Raw genomic sequence first — 15,008 nt, 5'->3', positions numbered from 1 at the left:
CGGGTTGTTTCGACGCTGAAGCACGAAATTCCTGCAGTTTAGAACACGTTGAGACGGAGAACGAGTAAGGATACCGGACGTACCCTTCGGCATGCTTATACGCCGTCGGATTTGCCGGTCCATCGTTCAGGACGTTTACGCAGTATCTTTCGGAAAGAAAGGAGGCCGAAAGGGGTGCCTCCCTAGGCTTGTCACCAAACTGCATAAGCGGAGTTTCACCTGGTGACTGGCTGGACCATTCTCTGCGACTTCGACGGCACCATCTCCGTCGAAGACGTGATCGACTCGTTGCTCGACCGTTTCGGCCGTCCGGGCTGGGAAACCCTTGAGCAGGACTGGCGCGCCGGCCGTATCGGCTCGCGCGAATGCATGACCGGGCAGGTTGGCCTGCTGGACATGACCCAGGACGAGCTGGACAAGCATCTTTCGTCGCTGTGGATCGACCACGCGTTCCCGGCCTTCGTGGCCAAGACGCGCGAGCTTTCCACGCCGCTGCGCGTGGTCAGCGACGGGCTCGATTACGCCATCCACAAGATCCTTGGCCGTTACGGCCTGGACGATCTGCCGCTGGCTGCCAACCACCTCGCGCCGGCCACGCCGCCGCGTCAGTGGCAGCTCACCTCGCCGTTCCAGGCCGAGGGTTGCCGCAGCGGTACGTGCAAGTGCGCCGTGGCCGCGCAGGCCAGCAAGAACGGTGCGAAGACCTTGCTGATCGGCGACGGTGCGTCGGACTTCTGCGCCGCCGACCGCGTCGATTTCGTGTTCGCCAAGCATCGCCTGATCGAACACTGCCGCGCCGCCGGCATCCCGTACGTGCCGATCACCGGCTTCGAGGATGCGCTGGAACTGCTGCCCCGTCTGCTGGACGGCAGCCTGCTGGCCGAGCACACGCCGGGCGAGCCTGCTGCGGCTGTCGCTGCGCTCTAACGAGCAAAGCCCCTTCTCATTTTTGATCGTCTCTGGATTTACCAATGAACGTATTTGATAAGAACGCCGCGGGCGCTGTAATTCCCGACGAGCAGCTGCTGGCCGACGAGGCCGAGTGGAGTTCCTTTGGCGACACCGTGCATTACGTCGATCCGCCGAAGATCTTCCGCCACGGTGAAGGCAGCTGGATGATCGACACCAACGGCACGCGCTTCCTCGACCTGCAGATGTGGTACTCGGCCGTGAACTTCGGTTACGGCAACAAGCGTCTGAACGACACGCTGAAGAACCAGATCGACGTGCTGCCGCAGGTGGCTTCGCAGTACCTGCACCAGACCCGCATCGAGCTGGCCAAGACCATTGCGGTCGACGCGCAGCAGAAGTTCGGCCTGAAGGGTCGCGTGCACTTCAACGTCGGCGGTGCGCAGGCGGTGGAAGACTCGCTGAAGCTGGTGCGCAACTACACCGGCGGCAAGAGCCTGATGTTCGCCTTCGAGGGCGGCTACCACGGCCGTACGCTGGGCGCTTCGTCCATCACGTCGAGCTACCGCTACCGTCGTCGTTTCGGCCACTTCGGCGAGCGCGCGATGTTCATCCCGTTCCCGTATCCGTTCCGTCGCCCGAAGGGCATGACGCCGGATGAGTATTCGGACGCCTGCGTGCGCCAGTTCGAGCGCCTGTTCGAAACCGAATACAACGGCGTGTGGGACCCCAAGGTCAATCAGGCTGAATACGCCGCGTTCTACGTCGAGCCGATCCAGGGCACCGGCGGCTACGTCATTCCGCCGCGCAACTTCTTCAAGGACCTCAAGAAGGTCCTGGACAAGTACGGCATCCTGATGGTGGTCGACGAAATCCAGATGGGCTTCTGGCGCACCGGCAAGCTGTGGTCGATCGAGCACTTCGGCGTGACGCCGGATGCCATCGTCTTCGGCAAGGCGCTGACCAACGGCCTGAACCCGCTGTCGGGCCTGTGGGCGCGCGAAGAGATGATCAACCCGACCATCTTCCCGCCGGGCTCCACGCACTCCACGTTCAACTCCAACCCGCTGGGCACCTCGCTGGGTCTGGAAGTGATCAAGATGGGTTACGAGCTGGATTACGAAACCTCGGTCGCCAAGAAGGGCGCCCACTTCCTGGAAGCGCTGAAGGATCTGCAGAAGCGCCACAAGGAAATCGGCGACGTGGACGGCCTGGGCCTCGCGCTGCGTGCGGAAATCTGCACCGACGACGGCTTCACGCCGAACAAGGCACTGCTGGACAAGATGGTCGACATCGGCCTGGCCGGCGACCTGGAGCACAACGGCAAGAAGATCGGCCTGGTGCTCGACGTGGGCGGTTGGTACAAGAACGTCATCACCTTCGCGCCGTCGCTCGACATCACGCACGAAGAAATCGACCTGGCCATCTCGCTGCTCGACCAGCTGATCACCAAGGCCAAGAAGGCGATGTAATGCATCAAGGCGCCGCGGGGTGAAAGCCCCGCGGCGTTGCTTCAACGGTTTGTCTCAAGTGGTTCCCATGCAGGGGAAGTGTGACAACGGCGGCGCGATTGCGTCGCCGTATTTTTTTGTGCGGAGCCGGAGCTCTTTGTGGGAGCGCACCCTGTGCGCGACTGCCTCAGTCAACACTGTCGCCGTCGCGCACAGGGTGCGCTCCCACACTCACGCGCCGTTCTTTGAGGTCCGCGCCGGCGGGAACACCACTTCCACGCGAAGTCCGCCTGCGCTGCCGTTGAGATAACGCACGCTGGCGCGATGTCGCTCGGCGATGCGTTGCACGATGGCCAGACCCAGCCCGGTGCCTTCTTCGGTCATGCCGGGCACGCGGAAGAAACGTTCGCCCAGGCGGTCGAGAAAGGCCGGCGGTACGCCCGGGCCGTTGTCCTCGACGAAAATGCAGGGCTCGTTGTTGAACACCGATACGCCCGCCGTGAGGATGCTGCCTCGTCCGGCGTAGCGCATGCTGTTGTCGATCAGGTTGTCGAGCATTTCCTGCAGCGACAAACGATCGCCATCGATCCAGACCGGGCCGGAAGGGCCCTCGTAACCCAGGTCCACGCCGGCGGCGATGGCGTCGTGTACGCGCACGCTCAGCAGTTCGGGAATCAGCTGGGCAAGATCGAGCAGGCACGTGGGAGAGCTTTCGCTGAGCTCGGGTGACTGCGCCCGCGTAAGCGCCAGCAACTGGCTGGACGTACGGCTGGCTCGCTGGGTAAGGCGAAGAATGTGCTGAAGCGCATCCGTCACCGTTTCCTTGCTCGGATCGATCTGCGCGCGCTCAACGTGCACGCGCAAGCCGGCAAGCGGTGTCTTCAACTGGTGCGCGGCGTCGGCGATGAAACGCTCCTGCAAAGCCAGCATGCCGCGTTGGCGAGCGAACAAACCGTCGATGGTGCGCGTGAGCGGCAGGATTTCCACCGGCACATCGGCATCGCCGATGGGAGCGAGATCGTGCTCGCGCGAAGCGAGGCGGGCCGTCAGCGGATCGATCTGGCGCAGGCCTACGCGCACGCCATACAGCACGAGGAAGAACACGCTGGCGATCAGCAGTGCCTGGGCCGGAATGCTCAGCAAGAGGATTTCGCGCGCACGCTGGTGGCGATCGTGAAACGTCTCCGCCATGGTGACGGTGAGTTGATCCGTCGGGTCTTGCAGGTTGGGAATGCGCACCGTGGCGGCGCGCAGTTCGCGGTACTTCTGCGTGGGCGTGTAGAGCGAGGTGGTGAAGAGTGCCGGTTCGCCATCGGAGCTGGCGCCGCTCAACGGCGCGGGCTGCAGTTCCGCGGTGCCGGCAAGCAGGCCGTGCTTCTGGCTGCTGACGTTGAAGTAGTTGTGGCCTTCCGGGGCGTATTCGAGCAGGAAGCGCGCCTGGGGGGAGATCTGGCCGCCGAGGTCTTCCTGGCTCAGCATCTGCGCGAGCGTCATGGCGTCGTCGCCCAGGTCGCGGTCGTGCACGTGGTTGGAATAGATGAGCGCGCCGCCGTAGGTGATCAGGCTCTCCACCGCCAGCAGCATCATCAGCGGCACCAGCAGCGAGGACAGCAGGCGACGGCGCAGGCTGGGCCGGCCATCGGGCTCAAGCATGCTGTAGAGCCAGGAGTCCCCCTGTGCCGGTGCTGGACTCATGCCTTGGTTTCCTTGCCTTCCTTCGCTTCTTCGAGCAGGTAGCCCAGGCCGCGGATGGTGCGCACCTGCGTGCCGGAGTCGGCGAGCTTGCGGCGCAGTCGATAGATGGCGATGTCCAGGCCGTTGTCGGTGAGTTCTTCGTCCCAGCTGCAAAGCGCTTCGACGAGTTGCGCGCGACTGGTGACGCGATCCGGGCGGGCCGCCAGCGCTTCAAGCAGGCCGAACTCGCGCGCGGTGAGTTCCAGCGGCTTGTCGTCGATCCATGCGCGATGTCCGGGAAGATCCAGGCGCAGGCGACCCATGGTGAGTTCGGGCGCACCCTGCGAGGTGTAGCGGCGGAGCAGGGCGCGTACACGCGCTTCGAACTCGGCCAGCGCAAAGGGCTTCACCAGATAGTCGTCGGCACCCAGATCGAGCACGCGCACGCGCTCGCGCAGGCCTTCGCGCGCGGTGATCACCAGCACCGGCAAACCGGTGCCGCGCTTGCGCAGGCGTTGCAGCACGTCGGCGCCGTCCAGGTTGGGCAGGCCAAGGTCGAGTATGAGCAGGTCGTACGGTGTGTCGCGGAGTGCGGCGTCGGCTTTGGCGCCATCCGTCACGCTGTCCACCGCGTGGCCACCCTGGCGCAGCGCGGCGCTGACACCGGCGGAAATGGAGGGGTCGTCCTCGGCAATCAGGATGCGCATGTCGGGTTCCAGAGAGGGCGGTATACCGGCGCTTGGGGAAGCGCGTCGCTCAGTGTGATTGAATTGCGAGTGATTCTCATTTGTGGCACCATCCCGGCTTGTGTCAGGAACAGGCCGCCCGCGATGTGGCAGCTTAGCGCTCCGGCACGGGTTGAGACAGCGGGCGCGCGACTCGGTTGCATGCGCCGCCCTTCCACATGGCGCCGGCACCACCCTCGAGAATCCCTGAAAGACAGGCATGGAATCAGCGGCGCGCTCGCACAACAGCAAGATGGGATCGAGCCGTTCGTTCTGGCTCAAGCAGCTCCATCAGTGGCACTGGATCAGCTCGGCCATGTGCCTGGTGGGCATGCTGCTGTTTGCCATCACCGGTTTCACGCTCAACCATGCCGGCCAGATCGAGGCGCAGGCGACCACCGTGCATCGCAGCGCGCAATTGCCCGCGTCGCTGCTCAAGGCCGTCGCGGGCGACGACGAACGCAAGGGCGTCGCATTGCCCGGTGCCGTCGCCGACTGGGTTTCGTCCTCGCTGGGTTTCGACGTTGCCGGCCGCACGGGCGACTGGTCGGACGAAATCTACATTTCCATGCCGCGCCCCGGTGGCGACGCGTGGGTAAGCATCGATCGCGAAACCGGCAAGGTGGAAGCCGAGCGCACGTCGCGTGGCGTCATTGCCTATCTCAATGATTTGCACAAAGGCCGCCACGCGGGACCGGCGTGGGGCTTGTTCATCGATGTGTTTGCGTTGGCCTGCGTGATCTTTTCGATCACCGGGCTGTTGCTGTTGAAGATGCATGCCGCACAGCGCGGCGCGACCTGGCCGCTGGTGGCGTTCGGGTTGGTGCTGCCGCTGGTGCTCGCGCTGTTGTTCATCCACTGACATGAAAGGTGAGGGCGCGCGCGTGAAGATCACCGTCGCCCGCCGTGCGCCGTTCAACGTTTGCCACGTTCTTCCCATTTCTTCTCGCCGCCATTCGAGGAAACCATGCGCCGCATTTCCCTGACTCTCCCCGCGCTCCTGCTCGCCACGCCTGCCGTGGCTGCGGACCTCAACGTCACCGTGCAGATTCCGCAGCTCAATGTGGCGGAGTACCACCGCCCGTACACCGCCGTGTGGGTGGAGCGCGAAGACCATTCCGTCGCCGCGCAACTGGCTGTGTGGTATGCGCAGAAGGAATCGAAGGAAGGTGCCGGCACCAAGTGGCTGCCCGAGCTGCGCCAGTGGTGGCGCCGCGGTGGCCGCGAGCTGCAGATGCCGGTGGACGGCGTGTCCGGCGCAACGCGTCCGGCCGGCGACCAGAAGCTCAATTTCCACGAAGGCAAGGCGCCGCTGGGTGACCTGGCCCCGGGCAAATACGATCTGGTGGTGGAAGCCGCACGTGAAACCGGAGGCCGCGAAGTGGTGCGCGTGCCGTTCACCTGGCCTGCCACTGCGCCGCAGCAACTGTCTGGCCAGGGCAGCACCGAGCTGGGTGCCGTCAAGGTCGATCTCGCCCCGTAATCGAAGGAAGACAACATCATGATCAAGCATTCCATGAAGTGGGGCGCGCTCGCGCTGGCATTGGTGCTGCCGCTCTCGGCGCAGGCACACAAGATGTGGATGGTGCCCTCGGCCACCAACGTGTCGGGCAACGATCCCTGGGTGACGGTGGATGCCGCCGTGTCCAACGACCTGTTCTATCCCGACCATATGCCGGTGGCGCTGGACCGCGTCACGATCACCGCACCGGACGGCCAGACGGCCAAAGCCGAGAACGCACTGACGGGCCAGTACCGCAGCACGTTCGACGTGCATCTGACCCAGCCCGGCACGTACAAGATCGCCGCGGTGAACGGTGGCCTGTTCGCCAACTATGAAGTGGACGGCCAGAAGAAGCGCTGGCGTGGCGATGCGGCGGACCTGTCCAAGCAGATTCCGTCCAATGCGAAGAACGTCGAAGTGTCCGAGTCGATCAGTCGCGTGGAAACGTTCGTCACCAACGGCAAGCCCAGCAACGGTGCACTCAAGCCCAGCGGCAAGGGGCTTGAGCTGGTGCCGGTGACCAACGTCACCGACCTGGCCTCGGGCGAAGCCGCCACGTTCCAGCTGCTGATCGACGGCAAGCCGGCGTCCAACCTGAAGGTGATGGCGATTGCCGGCGAAACGCGTTACCGCAATGCGCCCGAAGAAATCGACGTCACCACTGACAAGGACGGCAAGTTCAACATCACCTGGCCGCATGCCGGCATGTACTGGGTGAACGCCAGCACGCAGGACGACAAGAGCAGCATCAAGCAGGCGAAGGTGCGTCGTCTTTCGTACGCCGCCACGCTGGAAGTGCTGCCGCAGTAATGCGCGGCGTGGTTCCCCTCCGCGAACTGAGTTGCCCATGAGTTACGTCGCCGTGCAATCCGTACAGGGCGAAACCATGGGCACCTTCTGGTCGGTGCGCGCCGTGATGCCGGCAGGCTTGTCGCTCGCGTCGTGCGCACAGGGCATACAAGGCGTGCTCGATCTGGTCGATGACCAGATGAGCACGTACAAGCCCGCTTCCGCGCTGTCACGTTTCAACGCCGCACCGGCGGGCACCTGGCATGTGATGCCTGCCGAATGCTTCGAGGTGGTCAGGCATGCACTGCACGTGGCACGTGACAGCGAGGGTGCCTACGACCCCACGGTGGGGCCGTTGGTGAATCTGTGGGGCTTCGGCCCCGCAGCGATGCAGCATGAGCCGCCATCGCGCGAATCCATCGATGCCATGCGGGCACGCATCGGCTGGTGGCACATCAAGCTGGATGCCGCCACGCATGGCGTGTATCAACCGGGTGGCATCTACCTGGATTTGTCCTCGGTGGCGAAGGGTTACAGCGTCGATCTGCTCGGTCGCCATCTCGATGGCCTGGGCATTGAAGCCTGGCTGGTCGAGGTCGGCGGTGAACTGAAGGGCAAGGGTCGAAAGCCGGATGGGTCGCCGTGGCGCATCGGCATCGAACGTCCCGGTGCTGCCCTGGGCGCTGTGCAACATGCCGACCAGTTGAGCCAGGTGGTGTGCCTCAGCGGACGTGCCATCGCTACCTCGGGCGACTATCGCCGCCAGTTCGAAGCCGATGGCACCACGTATTCCCATCACATCGATCCGCACACCGGTTGGCCCGTGCCTCATACCGTGGCGTCGGTGAGCGTGCTCGCGGCGGATGCCATGAGTGCCGATCCCATGGGCACGTTGATGACGGTGCTCGGGCCCGAAAAAGGCCTCGCTTATGCAAGCGAACGCGGACTCGCGGTGATGTTCATCCTGCGCGGTACGAACGGCCTGGAAGAACGCCTGTCACCTGCTTTCGAGGCAGCGCTGGCGTCATGAGCGCCACCTCTGCCGTGTCGTTGCCGCGCCCCGCCTGGGGCAATGTGGTGCTGTGGGTGCTGCTGGCGCTGATGATTGGCGGCCTGATGATGTGGCATGCGAAAGATGGCGACTGGGTGGTGCCACGCGCTTCGCATGAGCTGGCCGCTGCCGCCGTGCTGCTGGTGTGGGCTGCCTTTACGGTTGGGCTCGGATGGCATCGTCGTCGTGCTGCTGGTGCATCGGTGGTGTTTGAGCCATCGGCCCAGTCATCGCAGCAAGCGCTGTTGGTTGCGTACGCCAGCCAGACCGGCACCGCCGAGCAATGGGCGAAACAGACGGCACATAGCCTGCAAAAGGCAGGCACCTCGGTGAGTCTGATTGAACTGGGCCAGTTGGATGTAGCGATGCTTGCTGTCACCGATCGCGTGCTTTTCGTGGCAAGCACGACAGGCGAAGGCGATGCGCCGGACAGCGCTGCACGTTTCGTGATGCAGGCCATGCGTGCACCGCAAGCCTTGGCAGGGCTGCGCTATGGCTTGCTGTCGTTGGGCGACAGCGATTACGAGGATTTCTGCGGTTTCGGCCGCGCGTTGCAACACTGGTTGCAGCAAAGCGGTGCGGCGCCGCTGTTCGATCCGGTGGAAGTGGACAACGGCGACGCGGCGGCCTTGCGCCATTGGCAGCACCATCTCGCCGTCTTGTCAGGTGCCGTCGAACTGCCGGATTGGCAGCCGCCGGAATATCAGCGCTGGCGACTCGTGGAACGCACGCTGCTCAACCCGGGCAGTGTTGGTGGTGCGTGTTTTCATCTTGCCTTGCGTCCGTATGAGGGTGATGCCGTTTGGCAGGCCGGTGACCTGGTGGAGATCGGGCCGCGACATGCAACCAGCGACGTCGAACGCTGGCTTGCCGCGAGGACGATGGATGGCGATGCGCAGGTCGAACGCGAAGGAAGGCGTGCGTCGTTGCGCGAATGGCTCGCTGAAAGTCATCTTCCAGACAATGGCATCGAAAAAGGCATGTCGCCGGCAGAGGTCGTTGCCACGCTGCAGCCGCTACCGCATCGCGAATATTCCATTGCCTCGTTGCCATCGGATGGCGCGCTGCATTTGCTCGTGCGACGCATGCATCGCGAGGATGGCTCGCCAGGCATCGGTTCTGGCTGGCTCACGCAGCATGCCCCGCTGGGTGGCGAGATTGCGCTGCGTATTCGCGCCAACCCCGGCTTCCATGCGCCCGCCGATGATAGGCCGCTGCTGCTGATCGGCAACGGCACCGGGCTCGCGGGTCTTCGCGCGCTGTTGAAAGCGCGCATCGCCGCCGGACATCACCGCAACTGGCTGCTGTTTGGCGAACGCCAACCCGGTCACGATTTCTACCATCGCGACGAGATTCAGCGGTGGCAGGCGCAAGGCGCGCTCGAAAGACTTGACCTTGCCTGGTCACGCGAAGGCGATACGCGCGCCTATGTGCAGGATCGCCTGGGCGAACACGCGGACACCTTGCGCACATGGGTGGCGCAGGGCGCAGCCATCTATGTCTGCGGCAGCCTTGCCGGCATGGCACCGGGCGTGGACGCGGTGCTGCGTGCATCGCTGGGCGATGCCGTGGTGGAACAACTGCGTGAACAAGGCCGCTATCGCCGCGACGTCTATTGAGTCACCGTGACCTTTGGCCTATAGGATGGCCATGCGCCGATGCCGCAGGCTGGGCGTTCCTTCGGGGGAGGGTTACATGGGGATACGGATGGAAGGCATGCCGCGCCGTGGGTGGTTGCTGGCCTGCAGTTTGATGGTGTCATCGGTCGCCGCCGCGCAGAATGCGCCCGCGCCCACTACGTCCACTCCGGCACCCGCGACCAGCGTGGTGGTTCCGGTGGCCATTCCCCTTGCCAAGGCCCATGCCTCCGCACCGCATGAGGCGAGTGCGCCCGATGCCTGGGGCGGTATTCGTACCGGCAAAGAGGCCACGTTGTCCGATCGTGTGGTCGGCTACCGCATCGACGCGGAACTGGACGCCGCCAAACACACGGTCACCGGCAGCGAGCAGCTGACCTGGCGTAACCGCAGCAACCAGCCGGTCAGCCGCATCTACCTGCATCTGTATCTCAATGCCTTCCAGAACGAGGGCAGCACGTTCTTCACCGAACGCAACGTACTCACTGCGCATGGTCATTCGCGCGGCAACGCGGCGCTGAAAAAGGGCGAGTGGGGCTGGATCGACCTCAAGTCCGTGCAGCAGGGCAATGCCGCACTGAAGTGGAGCTTCGTGCATCCGGACGACGGCCCGGCGACCGACCAGACCGTCGCCAGCATCGACCTGGCCGAACCCGTGCTTCCGGGCGCCACGTTGACGCTGGATATCGACTTCATCAGCCAGCTGCCGCGCGTGGTGGAGCGCACCGGCTGGTGGGGCGATTTCAATCTTGTCGCGCAGTGGTTTCCCAAGATCGCCGTCCTTGAACTGCCCGGCGAGCGGGGCGCCACGCAGGTGCAGTGGAATGCGCACGAATTCCATTTCAACAGCGAGTTCTATGCCGATTTCGGCAGCTATGACGTGCGCGTGACGGTGCCTTCCGACTACACCGTCGGTGCCGTCGGTGCGCAGCAGGACGAGCCCACGGAGCAGGACGGCAAGACCACCTATCACTTCGTGCAGGACGACGTGCACGACTTCGCCTGGGTCGCGGCCAAGGGTTACCGGACGCTGGACGACCACTGGCAAGGCCCGGGCAGCCCGAAAGTGGCCGTACGCGTGATCTATCCGCCCGAATACGTGGCGAGCGCCAAGCCCGTGCTCAAGGCCACGCTGGATTCGCTGACCTATTTCTCCAACACGCTGGGTCCTTATCCGTACCACACGGTGACGGCCGTGGTGCCACCGTTCAACGCACAGGAAGCGGGCGGCATGGAGTACCCGACCTTCTTCACGGCCGAAGGCGACAAGGAGATCGACAAGGACACGATGGACCAGTGGAACATCGACTTCGTGACCATCCACGAATTCGGCCACGGTTACTTCTATGGCTTGCTCGCTTCGAACGAATTCGAAGAGCCGATGCTCGATGAGGGCATCAACGAGTATTGGGACGAGCGCATGCTGCGCGAACGCAACCAGCGCATCCTCACCCCAGGCACGTGGCTGCGCCGCGCGGGCATCACGCCATCGATGGACGTGTTCGTTTCCGAGCGCGTGGATGCGGGTCTGTCGCATCCTTTCGATCCACTGGGCCAGAACAGCTGGGATCGCTTTTCCAGTTCCAGCTACGGCACGGGTTACTCCCGCACCGCCACGGCCATGCACGATCTGGAAGAGCGGCTTGGCCACGACGTGATGGCGCGTGCCATGCGCGAGTACTACCGCCGCTGGCATTTCCGCCATCCGTCCGTGGCCGACCTGCGCGCCACGTTGATCGATGTATCGGGCAACGCACGTGCGGTGAACGAGGTTTTCGACCAGTTCGTCTATGGCACGTCCCACATCGACGACCGCATCGAATCCATCGACAACCAGGAAGTACTGCCACTGGCCGGTAGCTGGGTGAAGCAGGGCGAGCGCAGCGAATTCACGGCCGACGATCGCGACAAGCAGGTGCAGAAGCAGCGCGATGCCTGGGACAAGCAATCGTCTGACACCGATGGAAAGAAGACCGGCACTTTTCCTTGGCGAGGCACGGTTACGGTCGTTCGCGAGGGCGCGCGCGTACCGCAGATCCTGCGTGTCACGTTTGCCGATGGCAGCCACGAAGACGTGCATTGGGATGACGACCGCCGCTGGGCGCGCTTCGTCTTCACGGGGCCGTCCAAAGTGGCGTCGGCGGAGTTGGACCCCGAGCAAAAGATCCTGCTCGATGCCGACAAGCTCAACGACAGTCGTTCGGTGAAAACCGATCCGTCGGCCTCGCGTCGCTGGACCGCGGATTTTGCGGCCTTGATGCAATCCCTCTACGCCTTGCTGGTGACGCTGTAATGGCCTACAAGAATTCTCGTCGCGTCGATTTCGGTGCCGTGATGATGGCGCCATTCACTGCCTTCCAGTGGCGCCTGTTATTGCTATGGCTGCTGGCCACGCTGATCACCACATCCGTGGCCGCGTTGCCCATGTTGCAGGCGCTGGGGGCGTTGCTGGATCGCTCCACCCATGCGCATGCCTGGGCGCGCGGGTTCGACGGATTGATGTTCAGCGATACCGTGATGGCTTTGTCGCGCGAGCACGCGGTCCTGCACGGTGCCGGTCTGGCCAGCCTGTTGCTCTTGCTGCTCGTGATGCCGTGGCTCAACGGCATGGTTGTCGCCATGGGACGGGCCGGTCGCACGCTGGGCTTCGGCGACTTGCTGCGTGGCGGGCTGACGGAATACGGGCGCATGTTCCGACTCACGTTGTGGTCGGTCGTGCCGTATGTGCTTGCCGGGTTGCTGGTGCAGATGGGGTTCGACCGCGCCGACGATCACGAGGATCTGGCCGTGCTGCAATCGCAGGCGGATGCGGCGCAGCACATCGCCTTGGCCGTTGCCGCGCTGCTCGTCGTGCTGGCACAGGCTTGGGTGGAATCGGCGCGCGCCGCTTTCATCACGGACACGGGATTGCGCTCCGCGACGGTAGCCTTGCTGCGCGGGCTGTTGCAGGTGCTAAGGCGGCCTGTATCGACGCTGTTCGTCTACCTGCTGGTCACGGCCATCGGCTTCGCCATCGCGCTGGGTTTCGGCCTGCTTCGCGTGCAGACGTTGGCGGTGGGAACGCAAGGCTTGCTGTTCGCCTTCCTGCTTACCCAGCTCGTGGTGCTGGCGCTGGGCTGGATGCGCATCGCACGCCTGTTCGCGCTGGCCGATGTCGGCCGTTCGCTGGGCATGGGACGTCGATCGAGCCTGTAAGGGTCAGGCGGGAATCCGCGCAAGCACGATCTCGCCGCCACCTTCGATACGGATCGGGTGGCTCGGGATCGGGTCGATCCACAGCATGTCGTTCGCTTCCAGCTGCTGGGAGCGGTGATCGGCGATGACGTTGGCGCGGCCGGACAACAGCAGCACGAACCAGCGCCAGCCCGCCGGTGCCAGCAGCACCATGGCGCCATTCAACGGACGGGCGATGAGTTCGCCCTGGGCGTCGCCGCGCAGCTTGAGATTGAAGGTGCGCGTGGGCGCGGTGGGCAGGCAGGCTTGCGGATCGTTGCTGCCGTCGAACTGCGTCATCTGGAAACGCGTGACGTGCTGGGTACGGCCATCGGGAAAGGCGATGTCCACGGGCGCGTCCAGCGGCACGAACTGCCGACGCAGGTCAGCATGTGCCGGGAAGTCCACCTCTTGTTCCATGCCGATCATGGTCATCTGCCACTGCCAGGCATCGTCATCCGGACCGCAGGCGATCGGGGTGATGAACGCCGTGCCCTTGGCGCAATGCGCGCCCTGCAGGCTGTCGACGGGCAGTCGGCTGAGCTGGCTCATGCCCAGGCGCGCCGTTTCTCGGGGCAGGGCGGGTAGTAGGCGAACACGTGGTTGTGTGCGCCGAAGAAATCCATGTCGTCGATGTGTTCGCCACCCAGTCGTTCTGCCAGGCGGTCGGAGGCTTCGTTGCCGATCTTCACCAGGCTGATCACGCGCGGCGCGCCAAGCGTGTGCCAGGCGAAATCGAGGATGGCGCTGCCGGCTTCGGTGGCGTAGCCGTGGTGGCGGAAGTCCGGCTTGAGCATCCAGCCGAGTTCCAGGTCCGGCCAGCCCTCGGGGCGCATCAGGCCGGCGCGGCCAATGAATTCCCCGGTGTCCTTCAGCTCCAGCGCCCACATGCCGTAGCCGCGCAGCTGCCAGTGGCCGATCAGCATGGCAAGCGAACGCCAGGCGTTGGTGCGGTCCAGCGGCTGGCCATCGCCGATCCAGCGAGTGCTGACGGGGTCCGCCAGCATCGCGGCGTAGTCGTCGAAATGCCGTTCGGCGAGGGCGGTAAGGCGCAGGCGCGCCGTTTCAATGACAGGTATGTCGATCATGATCTTCAGCTAGCAAGTCGGGTGCCATCGAGCAGGGCCGCCAAAGCGTGAGTGCTCGTCCGAAGGCTTTCGATCCATGGCAGGCCCACGATGCGCTGCCCGGTGGCAGCATCAACGAAGACCTCTTCCTCGCCCGGAGGCAAAAGGTGGCGGTAATCCACCGTTATCTCCGTGCCTGCCGCCAGGTCGCGAGCGGCGAACACGAAGCCCAGATGCCACAGCCCCGTGGGCTCGAAGCTGTGGTTGACGAAACATTCGTCCGGCCAGTCCGGGGACACGGTGTAACGGTCCTGGAACCAACGGGCGCTTGCATACAGCTGGGCCGACAGCTCCGGCGAACTCACGAGTTCGTCGTAGCGGTAGGTGCGGTCAATAGCGTCCGGTGCCGTGACGATCTGTCCGGCGGAGACGTCTTCTTCAAGGAACAGCCCCTGACCCGCACCAGCGATGTTCGACGGCGCTATGGAATAACGCGGAACAATCATGTCAGCCCTAACCGATGGCAAGGCGGGCGAGTGTAGGCGCATCCGAACGGGGTTTCCATACCCCGTCGGATGCCATTTGTGAACGCAAGCGATTGATGCAGTTTGGTTATTCGCTGGCGCTGCCGGCGGATTTGGCCTTGGCCTTGGCCGGAACGGGCGCTGCAGCCGGCTTGGCGGCGGGCTTGGCCGGCTCCGAGGCGTCGCCCAGCAGGATCGCGCTGCGGTTGCGTTCCAGCGTGGCCGCGCCGACGCCCTTCACGTGCGACAAGTCGTCGGCGCTCTTGAAGGGGCCGTGTTCGTCCCGGTAGGCGACGATGGCGGCAGCCTTCGACGGGCCAATGCCATCCAGTGAGCTGGCCAGCGTGGCCGCATCGGCTTTGTTGATGTTGACGGGCGTGGCAGCAAACACCGGCCAGGTCAGCGCGGCAGCCAAAAGCAACAGTGCGATCTTCTTGATCATGGATATCTCCCCGAAAGTGGAT

15 protein-coding genes are annotated in these 15,008 nt (G+C 64.2%); 9 read left to right on the top strand and 6 right to left on the bottom strand.

Translation table 11 applies throughout. The annotated features are described in order from the left end of the window. Positions 1 to 222 precede the first annotated feature (222 nt). Positions 223 to 927 (top strand): MtnX-like HAD-IB family phosphatase, encoded by a 705-nt coding sequence (locus DK366_RS06925; RefSeq protein ID WP_109124819.1) that lies wholly within the window; start codon positions 223 to 225, stop codon positions 925 to 927. 44 nt (positions 928 to 971) lie between these two features. Next, positions 972 to 2,381: an aminotransferase class III-fold pyridoxal phosphate-dependent enzyme gene (locus tag DK366_RS06920; RefSeq protein ID WP_109124818.1), complete on the top strand. Its 1,410-nt coding sequence runs from the start codon at positions 972 to 974 to the stop codon at positions 2,379 to 2,381. Between the two features lie 210 nt (positions 2,382 to 2,591). Here the strand turns inward: DK366_RS06920 and DK366_RS06915 are convergent, their stop codons facing one another. Both DK366_RS06915 and DK366_RS06910 read right to left on the bottom strand, forming a co-directional pair. Continuing rightward, the gene (locus DK366_RS06915) at positions 2,592 to 4,055 is read right to left on the bottom strand and encodes a sensor histidine kinase (protein ID WP_109124817.1); all 1,464 of its coding nucleotides are present in this window, start codon (positions 4,053 to 4,055) and stop codon (positions 2,592 to 2,594) included. Continuing rightward, entirely contained in the window at positions 4,052 to 4,741 is a 690-nt protein-coding gene (locus DK366_RS06910; RefSeq protein WP_109124816.1) for a response regulator, read from the bottom strand. The genes DK366_RS06915 and DK366_RS06910 overlap by 4 nt, the downstream gene beginning before the upstream one ends. 238 nt (positions 4,742 to 4,979) lie before the next feature. Between DK366_RS06910 and DK366_RS06905 the strand changes: the two genes are divergently transcribed. The 7 genes from DK366_RS06905 to DK366_RS06875 all read left to right on the top strand — a co-directional run bounded on the left by DK366_RS06905 (position 4,980) and on the right by DK366_RS06875 (position 12,935). Beyond that, entirely contained in the window at positions 4,980 to 5,621 is a 642-nt protein-coding gene (locus DK366_RS06905; protein WP_109124815.1) for a PepSY-associated TM helix domain-containing protein, read from the top strand. 105 nt (positions 5,622 to 5,726) lie between these two features. Further along, positions 5,727 to 6,242, top strand: coding sequence for a DUF2271 domain-containing protein (locus tag DK366_RS06900; RefSeq protein WP_109124814.1), 516 nt, complete (start codon positions 5,727 to 5,729; stop codon positions 6,240 to 6,242). 18 nt (positions 6,243 to 6,260) lie between these two features. Beyond that, on the top strand, positions 6,261 to 7,073 hold the full coding sequence (locus tag DK366_RS06895) for a DUF4198 domain-containing protein (RefSeq protein ID WP_109124813.1): 813 nt from the start codon (positions 6,261 to 6,263) through the stop codon (positions 7,071 to 7,073). Between the two features lie 37 nt (positions 7,074 to 7,110). Then, the gene (locus DK366_RS06890) at positions 7,111 to 8,082 is read left to right on the top strand and encodes an FAD:protein FMN transferase (RefSeq protein ID WP_109124812.1); all 972 of its coding nucleotides are present in this window, start codon (positions 7,111 to 7,113) and stop codon (positions 8,080 to 8,082) included. After that, positions 8,079 to 9,722, top strand: a complete 1,644-nt coding sequence (locus tag DK366_RS06885; protein ID WP_109124811.1) for a sulfite reductase flavoprotein subunit alpha — start codon at positions 8,079 to 8,081, stop codon at positions 9,720 to 9,722. The genes DK366_RS06890 and DK366_RS06885 overlap by 4 nt, the downstream gene beginning before the upstream one ends. Positions 9,723 to 9,798: 76 nt before the next feature. Further along, a complete protein-coding gene (locus DK366_RS06880) occupies positions 9,799 to 12,033 on the top strand; it encodes a M1 family metallopeptidase (protein ID WP_232820944.1) in 2,235 nt (744 codons plus the stop codon). After that, a complete protein-coding gene (locus tag DK366_RS06875) occupies positions 12,033 to 12,935 on the top strand; it encodes a hypothetical protein (protein WP_109124809.1) in 903 nt (300 codons plus the stop codon). The genes DK366_RS06880 and DK366_RS06875 overlap by 1 nt, the downstream gene beginning before the upstream one ends. Positions 12,936 to 12,938: 3 nt before the next feature. Here DK366_RS06875 and DK366_RS06870 read toward each other — a convergent pair whose 3' ends face one another. From DK366_RS06870 to DK366_RS06855, 4 genes are all read right to left on the bottom strand, one after another. Then, positions 12,939 to 13,505, bottom strand: coding sequence for a HutD family protein (locus tag DK366_RS06870; protein ID WP_109124808.1), 567 nt, complete (start codon positions 13,503 to 13,505; stop codon positions 12,939 to 12,941). Further along, complete coding sequence (locus DK366_RS06865; RefSeq protein ID WP_109124807.1) at positions 13,502 to 14,041, bottom strand: GNAT family N-acetyltransferase; 540 nt, start codon at positions 14,039 to 14,041, stop codon at positions 13,502 to 13,504. Before DK366_RS06865 ends, DK366_RS06870 begins: the two co-directional genes overlap by 4 nt. A 5-nt stretch (positions 14,042 to 14,046) precedes the next feature. Next, the gene (locus tag DK366_RS06860) at positions 14,047 to 14,526 is read right to left on the bottom strand and encodes an SET domain-containing protein (RefSeq protein WP_109124806.1); all 480 of its coding nucleotides are present in this window, start codon (positions 14,524 to 14,526) and stop codon (positions 14,047 to 14,049) included. A gap of 106 nt (positions 14,527 to 14,632) precedes the next feature. Beyond that, positions 14,633 to 14,986, bottom strand: a complete 354-nt coding sequence (locus DK366_RS06855) for a helix-hairpin-helix domain-containing protein (protein WP_109124805.1) — start codon at positions 14,984 to 14,986, stop codon at positions 14,633 to 14,635. Positions 14,987 to 15,008: the final 22 nt, after the last annotated feature.

The organism is Dyella sp. C11, assembly GCF_003121485.1.
Classification (GTDB): Bacteria; Pseudomonadota; Gammaproteobacteria; order Xanthomonadales; family Rhodanobacteraceae; genus Dyella.
This window is presented reverse-complemented; position numbering and strand designations above follow the sequence as displayed.